The organism is Inquilinus ginsengisoli (genome assembly GCF_050434925.1).
Lineage (GTDB): Bacteria > Pseudomonadota > Alphaproteobacteria > DSM-16000 > Inquilinaceae > Inquilinus > Inquilinus ginsengisoli_B.
Genome location: NZ_JBNDJK010000001.1, coordinates 621,053 through 642,823 on the forward strand (window position 1 = coordinate 621,053; position 21,771 = coordinate 642,823).

Annotated in this window: 20 protein-coding genes; 9 read left to right on the plus strand and 11 right to left on the minus strand. The window is 70.1% G+C overall.

Annotation, left to right across the window (positions count from 1 at the left end; translation table 11 throughout):
- Positions 1 to 180 precede the first annotated feature (180 nt).
- Entirely contained in the window at positions 181 to 1,362 is a 1,182-nt protein-coding gene (locus tag QFZ27_RS03080; RefSeq protein ID WP_429224614.1) for an integrase core domain-containing protein, read from the plus strand.
- Between the two features lie 63 nt (positions 1,363 to 1,425).
- Here the strand turns inward: QFZ27_RS03080 and QFZ27_RS03085 are convergent, their stop codons facing one another.
- The 3 genes from QFZ27_RS03085 to QFZ27_RS03095 form a co-directional block, all read right to left on the minus strand.
- Positions 1,426 to 2,364 carry an IS110 family RNA-guided transposase gene (locus tag QFZ27_RS03085; RefSeq protein WP_429232412.1) on the minus strand — a complete coding sequence of 313 codons (939 nt, stop codon included), beginning with the start codon at positions 2,362 to 2,364 and terminating at the stop codon, positions 1,426 to 1,428.
- Between the two features lie 375 nt (positions 2,365 to 2,739).
- On the minus strand, positions 2,740 to 3,912 hold the full coding sequence (locus QFZ27_RS03090; RefSeq protein WP_429224615.1) for an aminoglycoside phosphotransferase family protein: 1,173 nt from the start codon (positions 3,910 to 3,912) through the stop codon (positions 2,740 to 2,742).
- A gap of 76 nt (positions 3,913 to 3,988) precedes the next feature.
- Positions 3,989 to 4,519 (minus strand): hypothetical protein, encoded by a 531-nt coding sequence (locus QFZ27_RS03095; RefSeq protein ID WP_429224616.1) that lies wholly within the window; start codon positions 4,517 to 4,519, stop codon positions 3,989 to 3,991.
- 94 nt (positions 4,520 to 4,613) lie between these two features.
- On the opposite strand from QFZ27_RS03095, the gene QFZ27_RS03100 reads away from it, so the two are divergent.
- Entirely contained in the window at positions 4,614 to 4,835 is a 222-nt protein-coding gene (locus QFZ27_RS03100; RefSeq protein WP_429224617.1) for a hypothetical protein, read from the plus strand.
- Between the two features lie 26 nt (positions 4,836 to 4,861).
- Here the strand turns inward: QFZ27_RS03100 and QFZ27_RS03105 are convergent, their stop codons facing one another.
- From QFZ27_RS03105 to QFZ27_RS03115, 3 genes are all read right to left on the minus strand, one after another.
- Entirely contained in the window at positions 4,862 to 5,056 is a 195-nt protein-coding gene (locus QFZ27_RS03105; protein WP_429224619.1) for a hypothetical protein, read from the minus strand.
- A 240-nt stretch (positions 5,057 to 5,296) separates the two neighbouring features.
- Positions 5,297 to 6,127, minus strand: a complete 831-nt coding sequence (locus QFZ27_RS03110) for an ABC transporter permease (RefSeq protein WP_429224620.1) — start codon at positions 6,125 to 6,127, stop codon at positions 5,297 to 5,299.
- Between the two features lie 2 nt (positions 6,128 to 6,129).
- Positions 6,130 to 6,918, minus strand: coding sequence for an ABC transporter permease (locus QFZ27_RS03115; RefSeq protein WP_429224621.1), 789 nt, complete (start codon positions 6,916 to 6,918; stop codon positions 6,130 to 6,132).
- A gap of 470 nt (positions 6,919 to 7,388) precedes the next feature.
- Between QFZ27_RS03115 and QFZ27_RS03120 the strand changes: the two genes are divergently transcribed.
- Positions 7,389 to 7,736, plus strand: a complete 348-nt coding sequence (locus QFZ27_RS03120) for a BP74-related protein (RefSeq protein WP_429224622.1) — start codon at positions 7,389 to 7,391, stop codon at positions 7,734 to 7,736.
- A gap of 29 nt (positions 7,737 to 7,765) precedes the next feature.
- Here the strand turns inward: QFZ27_RS03120 and QFZ27_RS03125 are convergent, their stop codons facing one another.
- From QFZ27_RS03125 to QFZ27_RS03145, 5 genes are all read right to left on the minus strand, one after another.
- Positions 7,766 to 8,851 (minus strand): ABC transporter ATP-binding protein, encoded by a 1,086-nt coding sequence (locus QFZ27_RS03125; RefSeq protein WP_429224623.1) that lies wholly within the window; start codon positions 8,849 to 8,851, stop codon positions 7,766 to 7,768.
- Positions 8,839 to 10,545 carry an ABC transporter permease gene (locus tag QFZ27_RS03130; RefSeq protein WP_429224624.1) on the minus strand — a complete coding sequence of 569 codons (1,707 nt, stop codon included), beginning with the start codon at positions 10,543 to 10,545 and terminating at the stop codon, positions 8,839 to 8,841. Before QFZ27_RS03130 ends, QFZ27_RS03125 begins: the two co-directional genes overlap by 13 nt.
- A 174-nt stretch (positions 10,546 to 10,719) precedes the next feature.
- On the minus strand, positions 10,720 to 11,697 hold the full coding sequence (locus QFZ27_RS03135; RefSeq protein WP_429224625.1) for an ABC transporter substrate-binding protein: 978 nt from the start codon (positions 11,695 to 11,697) through the stop codon (positions 10,720 to 10,722).
- Positions 11,698 to 11,717: 20 nt separating this feature from the next.
- Positions 11,718 to 12,317 carry a histidine phosphatase family protein gene (locus tag QFZ27_RS03140; RefSeq protein ID WP_429224626.1) on the minus strand — a complete coding sequence of 200 codons (600 nt, stop codon included), beginning with the start codon at positions 12,315 to 12,317 and terminating at the stop codon, positions 11,718 to 11,720.
- Complete coding sequence (locus QFZ27_RS03145) at positions 12,314 to 13,414, minus strand: MBL fold metallo-hydrolase (RefSeq protein ID WP_429224627.1); 1,101 nt, start codon at positions 13,412 to 13,414, stop codon at positions 12,314 to 12,316. Before QFZ27_RS03145 ends, QFZ27_RS03140 begins: the two co-directional genes overlap by 4 nt.
- 108 nt (positions 13,415 to 13,522) lie before the next feature.
- Between QFZ27_RS03145 and QFZ27_RS03150 the strand changes: the two genes are divergently transcribed.
- From QFZ27_RS03150 to QFZ27_RS03175, 6 genes are all read left to right on the plus strand, one after another.
- The gene (locus QFZ27_RS03150) at positions 13,523 to 14,584 is read left to right on the plus strand and encodes a LacI family DNA-binding transcriptional regulator (RefSeq protein WP_429224628.1); all 1,062 of its coding nucleotides are present in this window, start codon (positions 13,523 to 13,525) and stop codon (positions 14,582 to 14,584) included.
- Between the two features lie 55 nt (positions 14,585 to 14,639).
- Complete coding sequence (locus tag QFZ27_RS03155) at positions 14,640 to 16,232, plus strand: sugar ABC transporter ATP-binding protein (protein WP_429224629.1); 1,593 nt, start codon at positions 14,640 to 14,642, stop codon at positions 16,230 to 16,232.
- A complete protein-coding gene (locus QFZ27_RS03160; protein WP_429224630.1) occupies positions 16,229 to 17,545 on the plus strand; it encodes an ABC transporter permease in 1,317 nt (438 codons plus the stop codon). Before QFZ27_RS03155 ends, QFZ27_RS03160 begins: the two co-directional genes overlap by 4 nt.
- Entirely contained in the window at positions 17,542 to 18,516 is a 975-nt protein-coding gene (locus QFZ27_RS03165) for a substrate-binding domain-containing protein (RefSeq protein WP_429224631.1), read from the plus strand. Before QFZ27_RS03160 ends, QFZ27_RS03165 begins: the two co-directional genes overlap by 4 nt.
- Before the next feature lie 656 nt (positions 18,517 to 19,172).
- A complete protein-coding gene (locus tag QFZ27_RS03170; RefSeq protein WP_429224632.1) occupies positions 19,173 to 20,477 on the plus strand; it encodes a calcium-binding protein in 1,305 nt (434 codons plus the stop codon).
- 392 nt (positions 20,478 to 20,869) lie between these two features.
- Positions 20,870 to 21,682, plus strand: coding sequence for a hypothetical protein (locus QFZ27_RS03175; RefSeq protein WP_429224633.1), 813 nt, complete (start codon positions 20,870 to 20,872; stop codon positions 21,680 to 21,682).
- The last annotated feature ends 89 nt before the right edge of the window (positions 21,683 to 21,771 follow it).

A 21,771-nucleotide genomic window follows, 5' to 3' on the forward strand; every position in this document is an offset into this window, starting at 1 on the left:
GACCCCGGCCCGATCCGCTGCCGCACCGACGGTCATTTGCGTGTTGCCTCTCCCGCTTGCGGGAGAGGTCGGAGACGTGTCCAGTCCGGATAGAGAGGTAACAGAATAGACCGGATGGATGGGTGACAGCTCTACTTCGGCAGGGAGGGCCTGCGGATGCCTTGGGAAGAGAGCTGTGCCATGGATCAGAGAGTGTCGTTGATCGGGGACTGGCTGGGCGGGGAGTGGACGGTGGTGGAACTGTCGGAGCGCTACGGGATCATTCGGAAGACGGCGTACAAGTGGATTGATCGGTATCGGGCGGAGGGTTCGGCGGGGCTGTCGGAGCGGAGCCATGCGCCGCGAGTGCACGGCCGAGCGACGCCGGTGGAGTTGGCGGCGGCGATCATCGAGCAGAAGCTGGCGCGGCCGAGTTGGGGTCCGCGCAAGATCATCGCGAAGCTGGAGGAGCGCTATCCGGAGGCGGCCTGGCCGGTGCCGTCGACGGCGGGGGAGATCCTGAAGCGGGAGGGTCTGGTGCAGCCGCGGCGTCGGCGTCATCGGGTGCCGCCGACGCTGGGCGGTCTGACGGTGGCGGAGCGGCCGAACCAGGTCTGGGCGACAGACCACAAGGGCTGGTTTCGGCTGGGCAATGGCGAGCGGTGCGAGCCGCTGACGATCGGCGACGGCTATGCGCGGTATCTGCTGGGGCTGACGGCGGGCGACAGCACCCGGGGTGAGGAGGCGCGAGCGGAGTTCGAGCGGAGCTTCGAGGAGAATGGCCTGCCCGAGATCATGCGGTCGGACAACGGTTCGCCGTTCGCCTCGCCCGGGGTTACCGGGCTGACGCGGCTGAGCGCCTGGTGGGCGAAGCTGGGCATCCGGCACGAGCGGACGGCACCGGGCAAGCCGCAGCAGAATGGACGTCAGGAGCGGTTCCATCTGACCCTGCGGGAGGCGATTGAGCCGGCGGCGGCCGACCGGGCGGCCCAGGCTGCACGCTTCGCCGAATTCCGGGCGTATTACAACCACGAACGGCCGCATGAAGCCTTGGGGCAGACGCCGCCGGCGCGGCACTATCAGCCGTCGCCGCGGCCGTTGCCGAAGCGTCTGCCGGAGCCGGAGTATCCCCGGGAAGCCGATATCCGCCGGGTGCGTTCGAACGGCGAGATCAAGTGGGCGGGCGACTTCCTGTTCGTGTCCGAGGTTCTGGTCGGCGAATGGGTCGCCATCGAGGAACGCGAAACCGGCGAGCTGCGCATGCGCTTCTACAACACGCCGATCGGGGTGATCGACCCCCAGCAGAAGCGACTGCGTCGGGTTGGGGCGCCTGCGCGCAGGCGCCCCAACCCGACGCAGCTGTCACCCATCCATCCGGTCTAAAATGTCACCCATCTATCCGCTGGACAACGCGAAGCGGCTCCGGGTGAGCGACTGTCTGGGGTGTCAAGCAGCGAGTGCGAGTTGTTGGCGGACATCGCGAGCTTTGGCGTTGAGGCGGACGAGGAGTTTGCGTGCGAGAGCGACGCGGATGACCTTCTTGGCTTTTCCGGCCTGGCTCAACTTTTGGTGGAAATCGGCGAAGTCGGGGACGTGGCGCCGGACGATCTCGGCGATGGTGAAGAGCAGGGCGCGCGGCGCGGCGCGGCCACCGCGGACGGGGCGTCGACCCTTGCGTTTGCCGGTATCGTTGGCAATCGGGGCGACGCCGACGAGCTTGGCGATGGCCTTGTTGGAGAGGGTGCCGATCTCGGGCAACTCGGCCATGAGGCGGGCAACGCTGCGGTCGGCGACGCCCTTGATCTCGCGGAAGGCCCGGTCGAGGGCCTGCCACAGCGGATCGGCGTCGAGCAGGCCGGCGATCGCCTGCTCGATCTGGCGCATCTGCCGCTTGAGCACGGCGATGAGTTCGTCGAACAAGGCGAGGACGGCGGGCTCGCCGACCAGGCGGCGCTGGTTCTTCTGGGCGGTGTGGGCCGCGGTGAGCTGGCGCAGGCGGGTGACCAGGGCCTGCAGTTGCTGCTGGGCCGGGCTGGCCGGCGCCTGGGCAACGATGCCCTTGATCTCGGCGTACCAGGCGATGATGCCGGCATCGAGGCGGTCGGTCTTCTCCAGCCGCCCCATGGCCTTGGCGAAGTCGCGCACTGCCCGCGGATTGACGACGGCGCAGGGCAAGTCCTCCGCCCAGAGCTGGGCAAAGGGCAGCTTCTCGTATCCGCCGGTGGCCTCCATCACCACCAGCTCGACCCCGTGCTGCCGGCAGAAGGCGGCCAGCGCCGTGATCCCTTCGACAGTTCGGGCAAAGCGCTCGTGCCGGCCGTCTCGGCCGATCCGGGCATCCAACGTCTCGCCGGAGACGTCCACTCCACAAATGATCTGCGTCACGGTAACCTGCCTTGTGCGTGCGGGCGTAAGCCAAGCGACTGTTCGGTCGTACGCGACAATGGCGGCGGTCCCAGGACTCACCCACGGTTGTGGCCTGAGGGGTTGCGGGCGCCGACCGCCAAGGACAGAGGCCGGTGGCCACCGGCCTCTGTCCTGCCCTCTCTTCTACCTCATCGAGGGCTGCACTCCAGATACAAGGGCTTTCCGACCGTGGGGCCGGAACCGTCGTTTCAGGATAAAGCGGATCGCCACGCTCGCTCACGGCGAGGTTGCGAACTTGGTGGGGCGCTGGCCCTCACCCGGTCGTCCTGCGGACGCCCGACCTCTCCCGCAAGCGGGAGAGGCAACACGTTCTCATATCGGTGATATGTGAGCCTACCCACCCAGGATCGCCGCGGTCCGGCTCAGCCATTCGGCGGGGTCGGTGCGGTGGTAGACCCGTTCCGCCGGCTCGATGCGGTCCAGGAAGCCCTGGTAGATCACCGCCTGCCGGGCGGCGGCGATCGGGGCGAGGAGATCCGCGGCCCGGTCGGGATCGCTACCCGGCACGGCCGCGCGCCAGCGTTCGTGCCAATGCGCCCGGACCGGCCCGACCGCCTCGTCCGGGATCCGGGTCAGGAAGGCCGGCTGGTCCAGCAGCGGATGGCCGACGCCGCTGTCGCCCCAGTCGAGCAGGGTGATCGCCGAGCCTTCGCCGCGGCAATTGCCGGGGTGGAAATCGCCATGCACCAGCGTGTCGTCCAGGCCGCAGGCGGCGATGTCGGCGAAGCGGCGCGGCAAGCCTGATAGAAAGCGGGCCAGGATAACCCGCTCGGCGGCCGAAAGCTCATCCGCCGTCCGCTCCATCACCGCGGCGATCGCCGCCTCCAGCGCCGGCGCGCGCCAGTCCGGCAGGCCGAGCGCCAGCAGCTCCTCGGTCCGCCCCTGCCAGGAGCGCTGCAGTCCGGCCAGCAGCGCCACCATGTCGCGCAGCTGCGCCGGACCGGCCTCGTACAGATCCTCGCCCGGGATCTCGGCCAGCAGCACGCGGCCGTCCCCCTGTCCCAGCAGCCTCGGCACCGGCCCGCCGGCCAGGCGTTCGAGCAGGCGCCCCTCATGCGCGAAGAAGGGCGGCACCACCTTCAGCCAGGCCACCTGCCCCTCGATCGGGATGCGCCAGATGCTGGACAGGTTCCAGCTGCGGACCTGCTCCGGCGGGCCTGACAGGCGCAGGCCGTGCCGGTCCAGCACCTGCCGGGCCCAGGCCAGGTCCGCGGCGGGGCCGCCGGGCCGGGCATAGGGCAGGCGCAGCGGCTGCTCGTCGAGCGCACCGGCCCAGGGTTCGGCCGGCACCGGCCGAGCGACCTCCGCGAGCTCCGCGACCTCGGCCAAGTATGTCACAGCGCCGCCATGCGGCCGGTCGCGCTCGGTCCCCAACAGCCGAAGGATGGTGGCGTCGACGCCGAAGCGGTCGCGCACCGCGCGGACGACTGGCTCGACCTCCTGCCACCACGGCGTCGCCGCGGCGACCGGCGGCAGGATGCCGAGGACGCGGCCGTCCGGCGTCACCAGGACCAGCCGGGCGGTCCGCGGCGGTATCTGGGGCTGGGGATCGATGGCGCCTCTCCTCGACCGGGATCCGCCGTTATGCCGGCTCCGCGCCCGCCGCGCCAGCACGGGTGGCCAGATGCGCGGCGAGCGCGGTCTCCAGTCGCCGCAGCGCCGCATCCAGGCGCGGCAGCCCCTCGGCGTCGAAGGCGGCGCGGTAGGCGGCGGCGAATTCGGGCGGCAGCATCTCCACCAGGAAGCCGTCCGCGGTCCACACCTTGAGGATCCGGAACAGCCCGGTGTCGACGACCTCGCTGCGCCAGCCCCGGCGTGCCGCGAGGGCCTGGACCTCCGGCACCGGCAGCGGCGTGGCGCACAGCACATGGGCACCGCCATGCGGCCGCATCGCCGGGTCGCGGCCCAGGCTGAACGGCGCCTCCGGGTCGAACACATGACCCCAGGGGATGATCTCGAGATAGGAGCCCCGGGCGTCGCCGGCGCAGACGAACCAGGAGCCGGCCGGGAAGGGCGGGGTCGGCGCCCGCACCGCGGTGGCGGACAGCATTTCGGCCAGGATCCGAGCCGTATCCTCCGGATCGGCGGCGTTGAACGACATGTGGTGCAGCATGCTCAGCCCTTCCGGCGCTCCGCGATCAGATCTCCCTGCCACAGGGCACGCCGGCCGGCTGTTCCGCCGGGAACAGTCGCGGGCCGAGGCCTTCATGATCGAAGCGTTGGACGCGCTGCTCGCCACCGACGGCTATGCCTGCATCACCCTGCATCCGCGCGCCGACCTCGGCATCGGCCGGGCGGCGCGGATCACGATGATCGAGCGGCTGTTCGAGCGGGCGCGGCAACGCGGCAGCGGGTTTCGGCTGTGCCGCGAGGTGGCGGCGGAAGCCGGCCGGCAATCCGGATCAGGCGCGGCGTCCGGCTCCGCCTGATCTTGCTGCAGTGCAATATGTCAGACCTAATGCCGGGCGGTATGGTCCCGCAGCACGTCGGCAATAAACGTGTTGGCCAAGTCCGACGACGCTTCCGGGTGACGTCTGCGGAACGCCTCGAGCGCGGCGTCGCAGGCCGTCCATTCATCGGCGCCGGCGGCGCGGCGCGTCTCATAGGCGCTGATCACAATGTCGCTGGTGGAAGGTATGGCCTGGCCCACTGAACCTCTCCCTTGCGCAATTCGATGCCTGACGCGGCGAAACAATCCGACGGGTAGAGCTATCAACATTGCACTGCACAATATGTTCCCTGTCCAGTCGATTCTTCGGTGAAATCTCGATGACCCACTGCCGAAATCGATACAATTTTGAGTAAAGCGCCGTCGTCCAGGGGTGTAGGACAATATCCGAAATGATGAGGCCGGGATCAGGACAAGATCATGTCCGACATTAGGCTGGGCTCAAGGCTTCAATCGCCAGCCGCGGGAGATCAACAGGGTGGCGCAGGCCCACAGTGCCGCACCGCTGACGGCCAGCACGGCGAGGCTGCGGCCGACCGGCTCGGCCCCGGCGCCGCCGAAGGCGATGCGGGCGGCGTCGATCGCGTAATAGACCGGGTTCAGCGCCACCGTGACGGCCAGCGGTTCGGGCAGCAGCGCCACCGGCGCGAACACGCCGGACAGGAAGGTCACCGGGATCAGCAGGAAGCCGAAGAAGGCGGCGGCCTGGTCCCATTTCTCCGCCCACAGCCCGACCAGCGTGCCGGCGGCGGCCAGCAGGAAGGCGCCGAGCAGCAGCACCAGGGCCAGCAGCGCCGGGTCGGCGACGCCGGTGCCGGCGGCCAGCAGCAGCGCCGCCAGGCAGGGCAGGCCGGTGACAAGGCCCGAGGCGGTGCCGGCCAGGGCATAGCCGGCCGCCACCTCCCAAGGCGCCAGCGGCGGCATCAGGATGTCGCCGACCAGCCGTTCGACCTTGAGGAAGGTGATGCTGTAGACCGTGGCCTCGGCGGCGCGCAGGATCACGACATAGACGACCAGCCCGGGCGCCAGGAACGGCAGCAGGCCGCCGGGCCCGGCCCAGGCGGCGGTTCCGGTGGCGTCCCCCACCGCCTCGCCCGACGCCACGGCGAACACCGCGACATACAGCAGGATCGAGAAGGTCGGGGCGACGACCGTCTCCGGCCAGTCCTTCAGATAGGCCCGGAACTCGCGCCGGAACAGCGTGGCCAGGCCCAGCCAGTGCACCGCGCCGAAGCGCCGGACCGGGCGGGCCGCCCCCGCCGGAAGCTGCATCGCTACGCCTTCAGCTTGTAGCCGGTGGCGAGCATGCGCAGCAGCAGCGCCAGCAGCGCGGCGTTGACGCCGAGCAGCACCAGGACACCGATCGCCAGGGTGCCGTCGCTGACGCCGATGAAGCCATAGCGGAACCCGTCGATCATGTAGAAGAACGGGTTGAGATGGGCGACGAAGTGCCAAGCCGGCGGCAGCCGGTCGAGCGAGTAGAAGGTGCCGGACAGGAAGGCCAGCGGCGTGACCACGAAGTTGGTGACGGCGGCGATGTGGTCGAACTTCTCCGACCAGATGCCGCCGATGGCGCCGAGCAGCGCCAGCATCATCGACGCGGCGATGCCATGGAACAGCACGAAGCCGGGATGGACCGGATCGATCGGCACGAAGATCCGGATCGCGGCCCAGGTCACCGTCCCGACCAGCAGGCCGCGGACGACGCCGCCGGCGACGTAGCCGGCCGCCAGCTCGGCCGGCGCCAGGGGCGGCATCAGCACATCGACGATGTTGCCCTGGATCTTGGCGATCATCAGCGAGGAGGAGGTATTGGCGAAGGCGTTCTGCGCCATCGCCATCATGATCAGCCCCGGCGCCAGGAACTGCAGGAACGGCACCCCCGCGGCCTGACGGGTGGCACCGCCGAGGGCGAGGGCGAAGATGGCGTAGAACAGCAGGGTGGTGACGACCGGGGCGGCGATGGTCTGGGTCGCGACCTTGAGGAAGCGGTGGACCTCCTTGGCGGTCAGGGTCCACAGGCCGATCCAGTTGATGCGGCCGATCGGGCGGGGCTGCGGCATGGTCGTTCTTGTGGCGGCGGGCGCGCGACCATAGCCCGGCCTGCGGTGAGCGGCAAATGACGGGTGACGGGCCGAGGAACGCGCGCCTTCCCACTTGAGGACCTCCCTGCAAACACGCCCGTTACCGTCATTGCGAGCATCTCACGCCGCTGGGCGGCCCCGGAAGGGAAAGAAAGTTTTAACCTCTTCAAGAGAGGAGGCGAAGCCGACGAAGCAATCCATTGTCCCGCACGAGTTGAAGCATGGATTGCTTCACTACGCTCGCAACGACGGTGCGACTTGGAGGGCAGATGCCGGCGGCTCACGGAATACCACCACGACCCGGCAATTTCATTAAATATTGCATAAATTTGCACTCTATATTCAAGAATCATCAATTGACTCATGAATAATATACACATAGCTTGACTATAAAGTTCGATATACTGGTAAATTGACCTTTGTAATTTAATAACGCGAGGAGACTAAAGATGCCGGCCTTTTTCGCATTCACGCAGCAGTCGAGCCCGGGGATGGAATTCGTCATCCAGCTGAATGACGACAGCAAAATACAGGCGGCTCGCGACATTCTCTCCGGCAAGGAGAAGAACCGGATCCACGTTCACGGCCGGATCGTCAAACGGCAGGCGCCGTACAATCCGAGATTCAACTTCTATCTCGACCCGCAGACGATCGATTTCTTTGACCAGGCGATCGAGGTCTGCGACGCCAACATGATGTATGTGGAAGACCATCTCGACGAGGCCTGCGGGGCGTTCCTGCCGGGCTGCCACTGGTGCCCCTGGGATTCCCGGCTGTCCCGCGAGGTCACGGGGTAACCGGCCGTACTTTACCTTGGCGGCGGAGGTCACTCCGCCGCCATCGCCCCGGCACCGGAGTCTGGCGGCATCAGCCAGCCATCCTCGACCTTGAGGCGCAGGGCCGCGCCCTCCTCCGGCGGTGGGCCGCGATGGGCGACGCGCAGCACGCGGCCGGGATCGGCATCCGGCCGGCAATGCAGGACGGTCACGGCCCCCTCGAACACGGCGCGCTCCAGCCGCGCCGGGATGCCCTCGACCGGGTCGACCGCCAGCCCCTCGGCCCGCAGGCAGGCGGCCTGCGAGGGCGCGTGCGCCCCCGGGCCGCACCGCAGCCGCACCGCATGGCCCCACAGCTCGGCGCTGCACAGGCCGGGGCCGGCGCCGCCGCACCAAGTCACCGGCACCACCATGCCGCGCCCGACGAAATCCGCCACCATCGCCGTCGCCGGCTCGGCATAAAGCTGCCGCGGCGGCGCCACCTGCTGCAGCCTTCCGTGGTCCATCACCGCGATGCGGTCGGCGAGCGCCATCGCCTCGGCCTGGTCGTGGGTGACATAGACCACGGTGGCGCCGAGCTGCCGGTGCAGCCGCCGGAACTCCGCCTGCAGCGCGTCACGCAGATGGACGTCGAGATTGGCCAGTGGCTCGTCCATCAGCACCAGGGCCGGCGCCATCGCCAGGCAGCGGGCCAGGGCGACGCGCTGGCGCTGGCCGCCGGACAGCGTCTCCGGCCGGGCGTCGGCGCGATCCGAGAGGCCGACGGCCGCCAGCGCCTGATCAGCGCTCTTTGTCCGCTCCGCCGCCGGCAGCCGGCGGATGCGGAGCGCATAATCGACATTCTCGCGCACGGTCATATGCGGCCACAGCGCGTAGGACTGGAACACCATGCCGATGCCGCGCTCCTCCGCCGGCACCATGCTCCCGCCCCCCGCCACCACCCGGCCGCCGATCCGGATCGTGCCGGCATCGGGCGCGTCGAAGCCGGCGAGCAGGCGCAGCAGCGTGGTCTTGCCGCAGCCGGACGGGCCGAGCAGGGCCAGAAACTCGCCCTGCGCCACCTGCAGGTCCACCCCGTCGACCGCGGTGCGCTGGCCGAAGCGCTTGGTGATCCGCTCGATGTCTACGGCAGCCATGGCAACGATCCCCTGGGCAGGCGGCGGGCGAACAGGGTGGCGATCCCGGCGAGGCCGAGCGTGACCAGAACGGTCAGCACCGCGACGGCCGAGGCGGCGCCGGCGGCGCCTTCCGCCTGCAGCGAGAACACCATCACCCCGACCGTCTCGCTGCCGCGCGACCACAAGAGGGCCGAGACCGTCAGCTCGTTGAAGGCGGTTAGGAACACCAGGATGGCGCCGGTCGCGACCGCCGGGGCCACGGCGGGCAGCAGGATGCCAGCGAGGCGCCGCGGGCCGCGGGCGCCGGCCAGCCGGGCCGCCTCCTCCGGCGCCGGGTCGGCCTGGGCGATCGCTGCCGCCACCGGCCGCAGCGCCAGCGCCAGGAACCGGCCGAGATAGGCGGCCAGGATGATCCACAGCGTGCCGTAGAGGCTGACCCCGAGCAGCGGCAGGGGCCGCAGCAGCAGCAGGATTGCGGCGATGGCGGTCAGCACGCCGGGCAGCGCATAGGGCAGGTCGGCCAGGGTGTCGAGCCAGCGCATCGCCCGCCAGCGCCGGGCCTCGGCGTAATAGGCCAGCACCAGCCCGACCGCGGCCGTGGCCAGCGCCGCCGCCCCGGCCAGCAGCGCGCTGTTCAAGAAGGCGCGGCGGGTGGCGTCGTGCTGGAACAGGATGTAGCCGAACTGGTCGAGGCTGGCGGTGGCGAAGGTCAGATCCACCCCCAGCGCCGGCACCAGGGCCGAGGCCAGCAGCGCCAGCAGCGGCGCGACCGAGAGCACGCCGACGATCAGCCACAGCGCCGCCTCGGTCCAGGAGCGGGCCCGGCCGAGCGGCAGCACCGGCCCGGTCGGCCCGGTGCGCACCAGCACCGGCGCCCGCGCCGCCGCCCAGCGCTGCAGCCCGAGGCCGAGCGCCGCCAGCACGGCCAGCACCAGGGCCAGCGCCGCGACCTCGCCCAGCACCGACGGGCCGAAGCCGCTGAGCCGCTGGTAGATCAGCGTGGTCAGCACGCTGTAGCGGCCGGGGATGCCGAGCAGCGCCGGCACGCCGAAATTGCCGATCGCCGAGACGAAGGCCAAGGCGGCGCCGGCGACGAAGGCCGGGCGCAGCAGCGGCAGCAGGATGCCGAGCAGAATCCGCGATCCCCTGGCGCCGGCCGCCCGCGCGGCGTCGACCAGGTCGCAGGGCAGGCCGCGGATGGCGGCGGTGACGGCGAGGAAGACCAGCGCCGCATGCTCCAGCCCCATGATCCAGACCACCCCGCCGCCGGAGTAGAGCGGGTGGTTCGGCCAGCGGCCGGTGACGGCGTCGAGCAGGGCGCGGGCCGGGGTGCCGGCGTCGAGCAACCGGATCCAGGCCAGCGCGGCGATCTGCGGCGGGATCAGCATCGGCAGCAGGCACAAGAGGGCCAGCACGGCCTTGCGCCGGATGTCGGTCAGGCCGATGGCCAGCGCCAAGCCGCCGCCGATCGCGACCGAGACCAGGGTCGAGCCGAGGCCGGCGACGACCGTGTTCTGGAGCGCCCGCAGTGTCGCCCGGCCGCCGAGCATGGCCAGCGCCGCCTCCGGCTGCGCCAACCCCTCGGCGAACAGGCGCAACATCGGCAGGGCGCAGACCAGCAGCACATAGGCGCCGGCGGTAACCGCCAGTGCCGGGTCGCCCCAGCGGCGGGGGTGGAAGGCTGCGGAAGTCGGTGCCAGGGAATCGGTCACGGGCGCGCTGGAACTGCGATCGACGATCTCGGAGCCTCCGCGTTTAATCCCTTACGCCGCCCATGTCTCCCACCTGTCATGCCCGGGCTTGACCCGGGCATCCAGAGAGCGTCGACATCCTCTGGATTGCCGGGTCAAGCCCGGCAATGACAGCAAGGGGGAATGGCTGCGCCCTCACCCCCCGAAGGCGTCGCTGAACTTGCGCTTGTTCTCGTCGACGCCTTTGGCCAGGGTCTCGGCCGAGACCGGCATCAGCTTCAGCGCCGAGGCCGCCGGGCGGCCGGGCGGCAGCGCGACGCCGGGCTTGCCGGGGATGTAGCCCTGCTTCGCCATATAGGCCTGACCGTCATCCGACAGCAGCCAGTTCACGAAGGTCTTGGCGTCGGCGACGTCGTCCGCGGTCTTCAGGATCGCCACCGGCTCGGTCACCACCGACACGCCGTCGGCCGGATAGACGAAGTCGACCGGCGAGCCCTTGGCCTTGGCGTTCAGCGCCATGAAGTCGACGATGATGCCGTAGCTCTTCTGACCGGTGGCCACCGCCTCCATCACCGTGCCGTTGCCCTGGCCGGCGACCGCGCCGTTCGCGGCCAGCTTGTCGAGATAATCCCAGCCCATGCCGGGCTGCGCCGCGACCGTGCCGACATGGATCACGGCGGCGCCGGAATAGAGCGGGCTGGCCATGATCACCTGGTCCTTGGCCGCGGCGGACAAGAGGTCGGCCCAGGATTTCGGCGCCGGCGCGCCGGACTTGGTGTTCCAGGCGATGCCGGTCGGGATCAGCTTGGTGCCGAAATAGGTCTTGTCCGGATCGGCGAAGCCGTCGGGGAAGCCCTGGATCGGCGCGTCGGCATAGGCCAGCAGCCGGCCGTCATCCTTCAGCTGCTGCATCGCCACCGCGTCGGCGATGAACACCACGTCGGGCTGCGGCGACCCGGCCGCGAACTCGGCCTGCAGCTTGTTCAGCACCTCGGTGGTGCCGGAGCGGAAGAACTCGACCTTCACCTCCGGATGCGCCTTGTTGAACTCGGCGACCAGAGCCGTCATCGCCTCGTTCGGGGTCGAGGTGTAGATCATCAGCGATCCCGGCGCGGCCAGGGCCGCGGCGGACAGGGTGGTGAGGGCGGCGGCGAGGAGAAGGCGGGTCAGCATGTGCGTCGATCCCAAGGATTTTAGACAATGGCTGGGGTGCTAGCAGGTTCCGGTTGCAGTTTCATGACCGGTTCGACTTGCCAGGATAAGCCCGCAGCACTTGGCGGCGTGAATCGCATCGGCAGGGCGTTGCCGACGCCCTTGGTCTCGAAGCCCAGCCCCAGCCTGTCGCGCAGCACCCGCATGATGCCGGCATGGGCCACGATCAACAGGGCCGCGGGCCCGGCGAGCGGCGCCGGCCCGGCGGCGAGGATCGGCCGGCAGACGGCCAAGGCGCGGTCGCGGAACGCCTCCCAGCTCTCGCCGCCCTCCGGGACCATGAAATAGTCCGGCCGGTCGGCGACCAGCCGACCCTCCCATTCGCCCCAATGGCGTTCGGCCAGGCCGGTATCGGTCTCGACCGGCAGGCCCAGCGCCCCGGCCACGATCTCCGCCGTGCGCAGCGCCCGGCGCTGCGGGCTGGCGACGATGCGGCGGATGCCGGAACCGGCCAGGGCGATCGCGGCCTCCCGCGCCTGGGCCTCGCCCAGCTCGGTCAGCGCAGCATCGGTGCTGCCGGCGATCACCCGGTCGCGGTTGGCGGTGCTCTGGCCGTGGCGCAGGAAGAGGAAGGGGGTCATCGGATCTCCACGGTCTCGTCCAGGGCGATGCGGGTGAGGGCGAAGGCCTTGGCCCAGGTGGCGCGGTGCCTGGCATCGCCGAAGGCCGGCACCACCACCTCGGCGCCGAGCGTCCTCGCCAGCGCCGCGTTCTGCGACAGTCGCGGATGCACCGGCCAGCGCAGCGCGACCGCCCGGCCCTCCTCCACCGCCCTTCGCACCGGGGTGCCGGCGGCGACATAGCCGGTGGCGACCACCGGCCCGTCGTCGCGGCCCCAGCCTTCCAGAAGCGGCTTGGCGGCGCCGCCGGTGGCGTTCGGCTTGGCCGCGATGATCGCCCGTTCCGGCGGCGGCTCGACGGCCTCGATCGGCTCGATCCGGCGGCGCAGCGAATCCAGCATCGTGCCGGCGCCGGGCCGCAGCCAGGCGGGGTCGTCGATCAGGCGGTCGATCGCCGCCCGGTTGGCGTCGCACACCGCCGGCTTGCGCTCATGCGCGGCGGCCGCGGCCAGAGCGATCTCCGGCCCGCGCCCGCCGGCCGGCGCCAGCAGCAGCGACCGCCTGGCGGCGAAGATCGGGGCGAAGGCGGCCAGGCGATCCTCATGCGGCGTGTCGTCGTCGCCATAGGAGGCGTCGAGGATGGCGACCCGCGCCGTCGGCGGCTCGGCATCCACGGCGAAGAGCACCGAGTCGAAGCCCATGTCGCCGGCGTAGAACAGCCCGCCGCCGATCGCCAGATGCAGCCACACCCCGCCCGGCGCGTGGCCGGAGCGGCCGCAGGTGACGGCGAGTTCGCCGGCCAGCCGGTTGCGGCCGAGGGCCAGCGGCCGGCGGTCGGCCGGCGCGCCCGCGGGCAGCGCCTGCAGCACTGGCGGGGTGGCGTAGACCGGCACCGGCCCGAACCGGTCCGCCGCCTCCGGCAGCGCGTCGACATGGTCGGGATGGGCATGGCTGAGCAGGATGGCGTCGATCGGGCCGAGGCCGGACAGGTCGGGCCGCATGCCCTCGTCCGGCCCGGCGCCGCAGTCGAGCAGCAGGCGCATCCCGGCCGCCTCCACCAGGAAGCAGGCGGGGCCCTTGCCGCCGCCCCCCGAGATCGCTCGCACGGTCGCCGTCATCGGATCCTCCAGATCGCAAACCCTGCCTAAACGGGAACGGGGCGGAGCGCCACTCCGTCCTCCGCACGGGTGCCTTGACTCCAATATGAAACGTTTCATAGTGATGCCATGTCGCAGCGGAAGACGACGATCAGGGAGGTCGCATCGCGCGCCGGGGTCTCGCTCGGCACGGCATCCAACGTGTTCAACGGCAAGGCTGGGGTCGCGGCCGGGAGCCGCCAGAGGGTGCTGGAGGCGGCCGAGGCGCTGGGCTTCCGGCCGAACAGCCTGGCCGCCGGGCTGCGCCGCCAGCGCACCCGCACCATCGGCCTGGTGGTGCCCGACGTGCTGAACATCGTGTTCAACGAGCTGGTCGAGCATCTCGAGAACATCGCCCTGTCACAGAGCTACGAGGTGATCATCGTCACCTCGCGCGAGGACCCGGAGCGCGAGCATGAGCGGGTGCGGGCCCTGCTGTCGCGGCGGGTCGACGGGCTGGTCATCATCCCGACCCGAGACTGGTCGGCGACCGAGCACGAGATGCGGCACCACCGCATCCCGGTGGTGGTGCTGGACCGGATTGCGGCGCAGGACCATTTCCCCTCCGTCGCGGTCGATAACGTCGCCGCCACCCGGCTGGGCACCGAGCATCTGCTGGGGCTGGGCCATCGCGACCTGGCCTTCGTCATCAACTCCACCCGCCTCTGGAACAGCGCCGCGCGGGTCGAGGGCTTCCTGGCGGCCATGCGCGCCGCCGGGCTGGAGCAGCGCGCCCGCGTGCTGCTGCCCGGCATGACTGAGGAGGAGACCCGGGCCGGGGTGCTGCCCGTCCTCATGGCCGCCCGACGGCCGACGGCCGTGTTTACCGGCAGCAACGTCGCCACGCTGGGCGTGCTGCGGGCGGTGCAGGATGCCGGGATGTCGATCCCGCAGGACCTGTCGCTGTTGGCTTTCGACGATTTCGCCTGGCTGACCGTGCTGCGCCCCTTCGTCAGCGCCATCCGCCAGCCGACCGAGGCACTGGCCGGCCATGCCTGGCGGATCCTCACGGCCGCCTTCGAGGCGCCGGACCGGCCGGCGGAGCATATCCGCCTGGCGGCGCCGCTGATCACGCGCGAGACCACGGCCGCGCCGCCGGGCAAGGCGCGCCGGACGATGAAAGCGGACACGGTGGATGGGGCGTCGCCCTGAACCGCCGGGCCGGGCGGCCGCCACGAAACCGCCGGCGATAAGAGAGGGAGGAGAGGTGTCGAGTTCAGCCGTAGAAACCAGCCCGGCCGCCGTCACGCCGGTGCTGCGGGCCGCCCGCATCGGCAAGGCCTTCGCCGGGGTGCCCGTGCTGCACGGCGTCGGCCTGGACGTGTTCGCGGGCGAGATCCACGCGCTGATGGGCGAGAACGGCGCCGGAAAATCGACCCTGATGAAGATCCTGGCCGGCATCCATGGCGACTATGACGGCACCATCCTGGTCGATGGCGTGCCGCGCCAGTTCGCCGGGGTGCGCGACGCCGAGGAGGCCGGCATCGGCATCATCCATCAGGAGCTGAACCTGGTGCCGGGCATGACCGTGGCCGAGAACATCTTCCTGGGCCGCGAGCCGCTGCGCGGCGGCATCTTCGTCGACGGCCCGGCCCTGCGCGACGCGGCGGCGCGGCTGATCCGCCGGCTGGGCATCGCCGTCGACCCGGAGGCGCGGGTGGGCAGCCTGCGGGTCGGCGAGCAGCAGCTGGTCGAGATCGCCAAGGCGCTGTCGCTGGACACCCGCATCCTGATCATGGACGAGCCGACCTCGGCCCTGTCCCAGGCCGAATGCGCCACCCTGTTCGCGGTGGTGCGGCAGCTGGCGCGGGACGGCGTCGCGGTCGTCTACATCTCGCACCGGATGGACGAGGTGATGGAGCTGGCCGACCGCGTCACCATCCTGCGCGACGGCCGCCATGTCGTCACCGCCCCGATCGCCGCGCTGACGCGGGAGCGGATCATCGCCCATATGGTCGGGCGCGAGCTGGCCACGGCGGCGCACCCGGCCGGGCGCGGCGGCGCCGGCGGCACACCGGTGCTGTCGGTCCGCGATCTGTCGCTCGAGGTGCCGGGCCGGCGCGGCTGGCGCCGGGTGCTGGACGGCGTCGGCTTCGACCTGCAGCCCGGCGAGATCCTGGGCATCGCCGGCCTGCTCGGCGCCGGCCGCACCGAGATCCTGGAGACCATCTTCGGCTCCGCCCGCGGCCGCCGCGGCGGGTCTGTGCGGATCGACGGCGAGCCGGTGGCGATCGACGACCCGGCCACCGCCAAGCGCCACGGCCTCGCCCTGGTGACCGAGGATCGCAAGGTCACCGGCCTGCAGCTGGGCGCTTCGATCCGCGACAACCTGGCTTTGCCGTCGCTGCCCCTTCTGGCGCGCCTCGGCCTGCGCCGCTTCGGGCGGGAGGCGGAGCTGGCGCACGGCACCATCGGCCGGCTCGGCGTGCGCTGCACCGGGCCGGCTCAACCGGCCGGGCGCCTGTCCGGCGGCAACCAGCAGAAGGTGGTGATCGGCAAATGGCTGGCCACCGCCCCGCGGGTGCTGCTGCTGGACGAGCCGACCCGCGGCATCGATGTCGGCGCCAAGAAGGAGATCTACGACCTGGTCTTCGCCCTGGCCGACCAGGGCATTGCCGTCCTCCTCGTCTCCTCCGAGCTGCCGGAGCTGCTGCTGCTGGCCGACCGCATCCTGGTGATGTGCGAGGGCCGGCAGACCGGCCTGCTGCCCCGCGCCGAGGCCAGCCAGGAGGCGATCATGGACCTCGCTTCCCCCCGTGCCGCCCGCCCCGTTCCCCGAGCCGTCGAGACCGTGCCATGAGCGTCCTGCGCCTGCTGTCCCGCACCAAGCTGTACTGGGGCCTGCTGGTCATCCTGTTGATCGGCATCGCCTTCTCGCCGGTCAGCGGCAGCGGCCGCAACATCTTCCTGTCCTATGGCAACCTGACCGACGTGCTGCGCCAGGTGTCGATCACCGGCCTGGTCGCGGTCGGCATGACGGTGGTGATCCTGATCGCCGGCATCGACCTGTCGGTCGGGTCGGTGATGGCCTTCGGCACGGTGCTGACCGCGACGCTGCTGACCGAGGCCGGCTGGACCAGCGCCGCCACCGTCGCCGTGCCGGCCGCCATCGCCGTCGCCTTCCTGGCCGCCTTCCTGCTGGTCCGCTTCCTCGGCCGCGGGCTGAGGCACCGGGACGGGCCGATCGGCGCCCGGCGGCGGCCGGGCCGCGACCCGCTGCGCGACGGCTGGGTACCGGGCGCGGCCGGCCTCGCCCTGGCCGCGCTGGCGGCCCTGTGGCTGGTGCCGCAGGTCGGCACCAAATTCGGTGTCCCGGCCCTGCTGGTGGCGGTGCCCTGCGCCGGGCTGATGGTCGGCGCGGTCAGCGGCGCCATCATCGTCGCCGGGCGGCTGCAGCCCTTCATCGTCACCCTGGCGATGATGGTCGGCATGCTGGGCCTGTCGCGGCTGACCGCGGGCCAGGACAGCGCCGTGCTGCCGGTCTATGCCGGCACCAACGCCACCGAGGACATCGAGCTCTTGCGCAGCATGCTGTGGGGCGTTCTGCCGGTGCCGGGCCTGTTCTTCCTGGCCGCGGTCGCGATCTTCGCCGTGCTGCTGCGCCTGACCGTGTTCGGCCGCTACGTCTATGCCATCGGCGGCAATGAGGAGGCGGCGCGGCTGTCCGGCATCCCGGTCGATCGGGTGAAGATCGCGGCCTACGCCTTCTCCGGCATGCTCGCGACCCTGGCCGGCATCCTCTATGTCGCCCAGTACCGCCAGGGCAAGCCGGATGCCGGGGCGGGGCTGGAGCTGGACGCCATCGCCGCGGTGGTGATCGGCGGCACCAGCCTGATGGGCGGCCGCGGCGCCCTGGCCGGCACGCTGGTCGGCGTCCTGATCTTCGGGCTGCTGTCGAACATCCTGCAGCTCCACAACATCAACTCCAACCTGCAGCTGGTGTTCAAGGGGGCGATCATCATCGTCACCGTGCTGCTGCAGGAGCGCAACCTGGCCGATCTGCTGGCGCCGTTCCGCACGGCACGCGCAGCCCGGCGGGACCCCGCCGCCCGATCCGAGGCGCCGGGCCAACAAGGATCGTCGCTGATCCATCGGGAAGGAACGCAACCATGAACCGTCGCGATCTGTTGAAGACCACCGCGCTGGCGCTGGGCGCCGGCGTCACCCTGTACCTGCCCGCCGGCTGGGTCGCCCCGGCCCGCGCCGCCGCCAAATGGCGCATCGGCTTCTCCCAGGCCACGACGCTGGAGCCGTGGCGGGTGCAGTTCAACAAGGACATCAAGGCCGAGGCCGAGAAGCAGCCCGACGTCGAGCTGCTGATCGCCGACGCCGAGGACAAGACCGAGAAACAGGTCGCCGATGTCGAGAACTTCATCCGCCAGGAGGTCAACGCCCTGCTGATCTCGCCGAAGGAATCGGCCGGCCTGACCGGGGTTGTGGAGAAGGCGATCGAGGCCAAGATCCCGGTCTTCGTGCTGGACCGCAATGTCGACACCCAGGGCTACACCCAGTTCATCGGCGGCGACAACGTCGTGATCGGCAAGGCGGTCGGTGAGTTCGTGGTCAAGACCCTGGGCGGCGCGGGCAAGGCGGCCGGCAATGTCGTCGAGATCTGGGGCGGCCTCGGCACCCAGGCCTCGCACGACCGGTCCGACGGCTTCCACGCGGTGGCCGACAAGGAGCCCGGGCTGAAATACCTGCTGGACAAGCAGTCGGCCGACTGGAAGCAGAACCTGGCCTACGACATCATGTCGACCGCCCTGCGCAACTTCGAGAAGATCGACCTGGTCTACGGTCACAACGACCCGATGGCCTATGGCGCCTATCTCGCCGCCAAGGACGCCGGGCGCGAGAAGGAGATCAAGTTCGTCGGCGTCGACGGCCTGCCGAACGAGGGCGTGGTCTGGGTCAACAAGGGCGAGCTGGCGGCGACCTTCCTGTACCCCACCCCGGGCGCCGAAGGCCTGCGCCAGGCGGTGAAGCTGCTGAAGGGCGAAAAGGTCGAGAAGACCATCGTCCTGCCGACCGAGACCATCACCAAGGAGAACGCGCCGGAGATCCTGAAGCGGAACGGGCTGATGTAACGCTGCCCGCCCTATCAGACCGTCATCGCGAGGAATGAAGCGACGTGGCGATCCTGGGGTCGATGCCACCGGATCGCCACGCCCCTGCGGGGGCCGAGCCACCACCGCGCACTGCAAGCCGGCGGCCCCGCTGCTGACCGGAAGCGGCTCTTCGCAGACGGTTGATGGCCCTCCTGGGTTCCTCGAAGCGGGCATGTCCGGCAATCCAAGCTAGCCCGAAAGCGGACAGGGCCGCTTTGGTTCGAATCGGGTCAGTTCCGCTTTTCGGCGGCGAGGGCGATAGCCGCTTCCGGGCCGGTCATTCGGCCTGGCCGACCGGGTTCGGGCGGAAAGCGGTCGGCAGCAATGGTAGCGCTCCAGGTTGAGCTCGACGTCGACTGGCCGAACTTTCGCACAGTCTAAAGTCATTGTCGGGCGGAACCGTGAGCCGGGGGCCGCCGGCCCAATCGGGTCATTCCGCGGCGCCGCGCCCCGTGGTATACCGTCGACCATTCAAGACGCGCCTTTTTTCCTGTTTCAAGGCGACGATTTGGAAACGCGAGCGGCGCCGCGAAGAAGCGCGCTTCGTCCCGATCCGCGACGGCGGGACCCTGCACGGCCGGGAAGCCTGCGGCCGGGTTGGTACGCTCAACACAGGCTCCAAAGGGGGAACATCGATGAGCGGCTACTGGCTCAACGCCGAGATCGACCGCTCGGCCGGCACCTTCGACATAAAGGTCGGCTATTTCTTGGACTCCTATATCAATCCCGACGATACCAATGCAACTATCTGGACCATCACTTATTCCGGGGCCGATGGCCACCGCATCATCGAGGAGAGCGGATCCGGGACTTGGGGCAACCAGGTCGTGATCAGCCTAGGGCTTGACTCCAGACTGGGCGTGAACTCCTATGGCATCACATTATGGGCGGCGAATTACTGGGGAGAGTCGATCTCAAACCATTGGAACGTGTTCACGGCCGCCTACGACACCACGCCGCAATCGATCATGGGCTCCCAGTTCGACGACCTCCTCATCGGCGGCGCCGGAGGCGACGTGCTGCGCGGCTTCGAGGGCATCGACCTGGTCAACGCCGGAGCCGGCAGCGACATCGTCGACGGCGGCAGCGGCAGCGACTGGCTGACCGGTGACGGCGACGACATCCTGATCGGCGGCACCGGCGACGACATCATTACGGTTCATGCCGCCGGCGACATCGTGATCGAGCGCGCCGGCGAGGGCAATGATCAGATATACGCCTTCGCCAGCGTCACGCTGGCCGACAATGTCGAGGTGCTGAATCTCATCAACGGCTTTGCCGACCTGAACGGAACCGGCAACGCGGCCAAAAACCAGATCTACGGCAACTTCGGCGCAAACACGCTCGCTGGCCTCGCTGGGGCGGATTTCCTGGAAGGCAACGGCGGCAGCGACACTGCCAGCTACTACACTGGCTCAGTGGGCGTTTCGGTCAGCCTGGCGACCAACGCCAACACCGGCGGTGACGCCCAGGGCGACATCCTGAACGGGATCGAGAACCTCTCCGGCAGCCAGGGTAACGACAGCCTGGTCGGGAATGCCGACGTCAACAGGCTGCAGGGCTGGAACGGCAGCGACGCGCTCACCGGCTCTGGCGGCAAGGACACGCTGATCGGCGGCGCCGGGGCGGACCGCTTCGCCTACGGCAGCGCGGCGGAGAGCGCGGTCGGCGCCAATGCCGACCGGGTTGCCGATTTCAGCCATGCCCAGGGCGACAAGATCGACCTGTCGGCGATCGACGCCGACACCGGGACTGCGGGCGACCAGGCCTTCAGCTTCATCGGCACGGGCCTCTATACCGGCGTCGCCGGGCAGCTGCGCTACCACTCCAACGGCTCCATCACCACCATTGCCGGCGACATCAACGGCGACGGAACTTCGGACTTCCACATCCAACTCGCCGGGGCCATCGGCGTGGTGGCGGGCGACTTCGTGATATAGCGGCGATGCCTCATCGCGGTGTCGTATGCGACGGACCAGATCCGGGTTAATCGGCTGTCCGCGGAGGTCGACCTAAGTTGGCTGGGGCGCGGCTGAAGCCGTAATTCGAGCGCAAGGGCTAGAGGGACCGCTTGGGTGCAGGGTTTCGGACGCCGGCCCTCAGCGCCGGCGGATAGGTCTCGACGGGCCGGCATCCGAAACCCTTCACCTTTGCAGACCAATCGCTACAGCTGCACACCGTCCAGAACCGGGGGGCCCGCCATCCAGAAGCGCGCGACCGTCATAGCGAGGCGCGACGATCCGTGGCGATTCAGCCCCGGCGCCGCCGCGCCAACTCAAGTTAACGCAATGTTCATTGCGCGACCGTTTGCGACTCGTTCATGATAGGTTCCATGAAGACAAGCACGGAATCCGATCTCGACATCCAGGCCTATTGCCGCGGCCTCGCACTGCAGCAGGTCCAGATGCTCACGCGCCTGGCCGAGATCGCCATGCAACTGGCCGAAGCCGAGGGCGCCCGCGCCGCCACGCCCAAGGCCGCCGAGGCCGTGGTGCAGGCGGCCAGGGCCGAGGTGCAGGAGGCCGGCCGGGCCTTCAGCTGTTTCTCCAACTCGGTGCAGCGCTCCCTGGCCCAACGCGCCCGCGCCGCCGGCGACCTCTGCGCCCGCGACGAGGCCGCTCGCCGCGCCCGCCAGCGCAACCATGTCACCGACGCCCTCGACGCCCTGGCCTGGGACCCGGAACTGTCGCCCGGGGAGCACGACCGGGCCGAGGAGCTCACCCCCGATCTGCACGAGCGGATCGACGCGCTCTACCAGGACGAGGACAACCGGATCGAGGACCGGCCGGTCGGCTCCGTGATCGCCGGCCTGGCCTACGGCGTCGGCCTGTCGGACGCATGGCGCCGCCGGGCCTCCGACTGGTCGGACCCGCCCTACCCGCCGCCCTTGACCGGCACCCCGGACGAGATCCGCAAACGGCGCCGGGTCCGGGTGGCCGAGCTGATGACGCAGCCGCTGCGATACGTGGATGCCGACGAGATCCCCGCGCTGAAGGCCGGGATCGAGGCCCGGCTGCAGGAGCCCGATGTCGCCGCGCTGATCGACGCCGAGCCGCCGATGCGGGTCGCCGAACGCCTCTGCCGCTCCCTCGGCCTCGAGCCCTATCCCGACCTCGACGAAGCCGACAAGCCCGACACCGGGTGAACCGGCCGCCGGCCCGACCTTCCCCTACCAAAAAATCGCCATTCCCGCGAAAGCGGGGATCTCGCCCCAGCCGATGGCAGGAGATTCCC

What these genes read in the sequence shown, in the direction of transcription:
- QFZ27_RS03080 (WP_429224614.1), top strand. Translation starts at nt 181, where the DNA reads ATGGATCAGAGAGTGTCGTTGATCGGGGACTGGCTGGGCGGGGAGTGG.
- QFZ27_RS03095 (WP_429224616.1), bottom strand. Translation starts at nt 4,519, where the DNA reads ATGCTGCACCACATGTCGTTCAACGCCGCCGATCCGGAGGATACGGCT.
- QFZ27_RS03100 (WP_429224617.1), top strand. Translation starts at nt 4,614, where the DNA reads ATGATCGAAGCGTTGGACGCGCTGCTCGCCACCGACGGCTATGCCTGC.
- QFZ27_RS03110 (WP_429224620.1), bottom strand. Translation starts at nt 6,127, where the DNA reads ATGCAGCTTCCGGCGGGGGCGGCCCGCCCGGTCCGGCGCTTCGGCGCG.
- QFZ27_RS03115 (WP_429224621.1), bottom strand. Translation starts at nt 6,918, where the DNA reads ATGCCGCAGCCCCGCCCGATCGGCCGCATCAACTGGATCGGCCTGTGG.
- QFZ27_RS03120 (WP_429224622.1), top strand. Translation starts at nt 7,389, where the DNA reads ATGCCGGCCTTTTTCGCATTCACGCAGCAGTCGAGCCCGGGGATGGAA.
- QFZ27_RS03125 (WP_429224623.1), bottom strand. Translation starts at nt 8,851, where the DNA reads ATGGCTGCCGTAGACATCGAGCGGATCACCAAGCGCTTCGGCCAGCGC.
- QFZ27_RS03135 (WP_429224625.1), bottom strand. Translation starts at nt 11,697, where the DNA reads ATGCTGACCCGCCTTCTCCTCGCCGCCGCCCTCACCACCCTGTCCGCC.
- QFZ27_RS03140 (WP_429224626.1), bottom strand. Translation starts at nt 12,317, where the DNA reads ATGACCCCCTTCCTCTTCCTGCGCCACGGCCAGAGCACCGCCAACCGC.
- QFZ27_RS03145 (WP_429224627.1), bottom strand. Translation starts at nt 13,414, where the DNA reads ATGACGGCGACCGTGCGAGCGATCTCGGGGGGCGGCGGCAAGGGCCCC.
- QFZ27_RS03150 (WP_429224628.1), top strand. Translation starts at nt 13,523, where the DNA reads ATGTCGCAGCGGAAGACGACGATCAGGGAGGTCGCATCGCGCGCCGGG.
- QFZ27_RS03160 (WP_429224630.1), top strand. Translation starts at nt 16,229, where the DNA reads ATGAGCGTCCTGCGCCTGCTGTCCCGCACCAAGCTGTACTGGGGCCTG.
- QFZ27_RS03165 (WP_429224631.1), top strand. Translation starts at nt 17,542, where the DNA reads ATGAACCGTCGCGATCTGTTGAAGACCACCGCGCTGGCGCTGGGCGCC.
- QFZ27_RS03170 (WP_429224632.1), top strand. Translation starts at nt 19,173, where the DNA reads ATGAGCGGCTACTGGCTCAACGCCGAGATCGACCGCTCGGCCGGCACC.
- QFZ27_RS03175 (WP_429224633.1), top strand. Translation starts at nt 20,870, where the DNA reads ATGAAGACAAGCACGGAATCCGATCTCGACATCCAGGCCTATTGCCGC.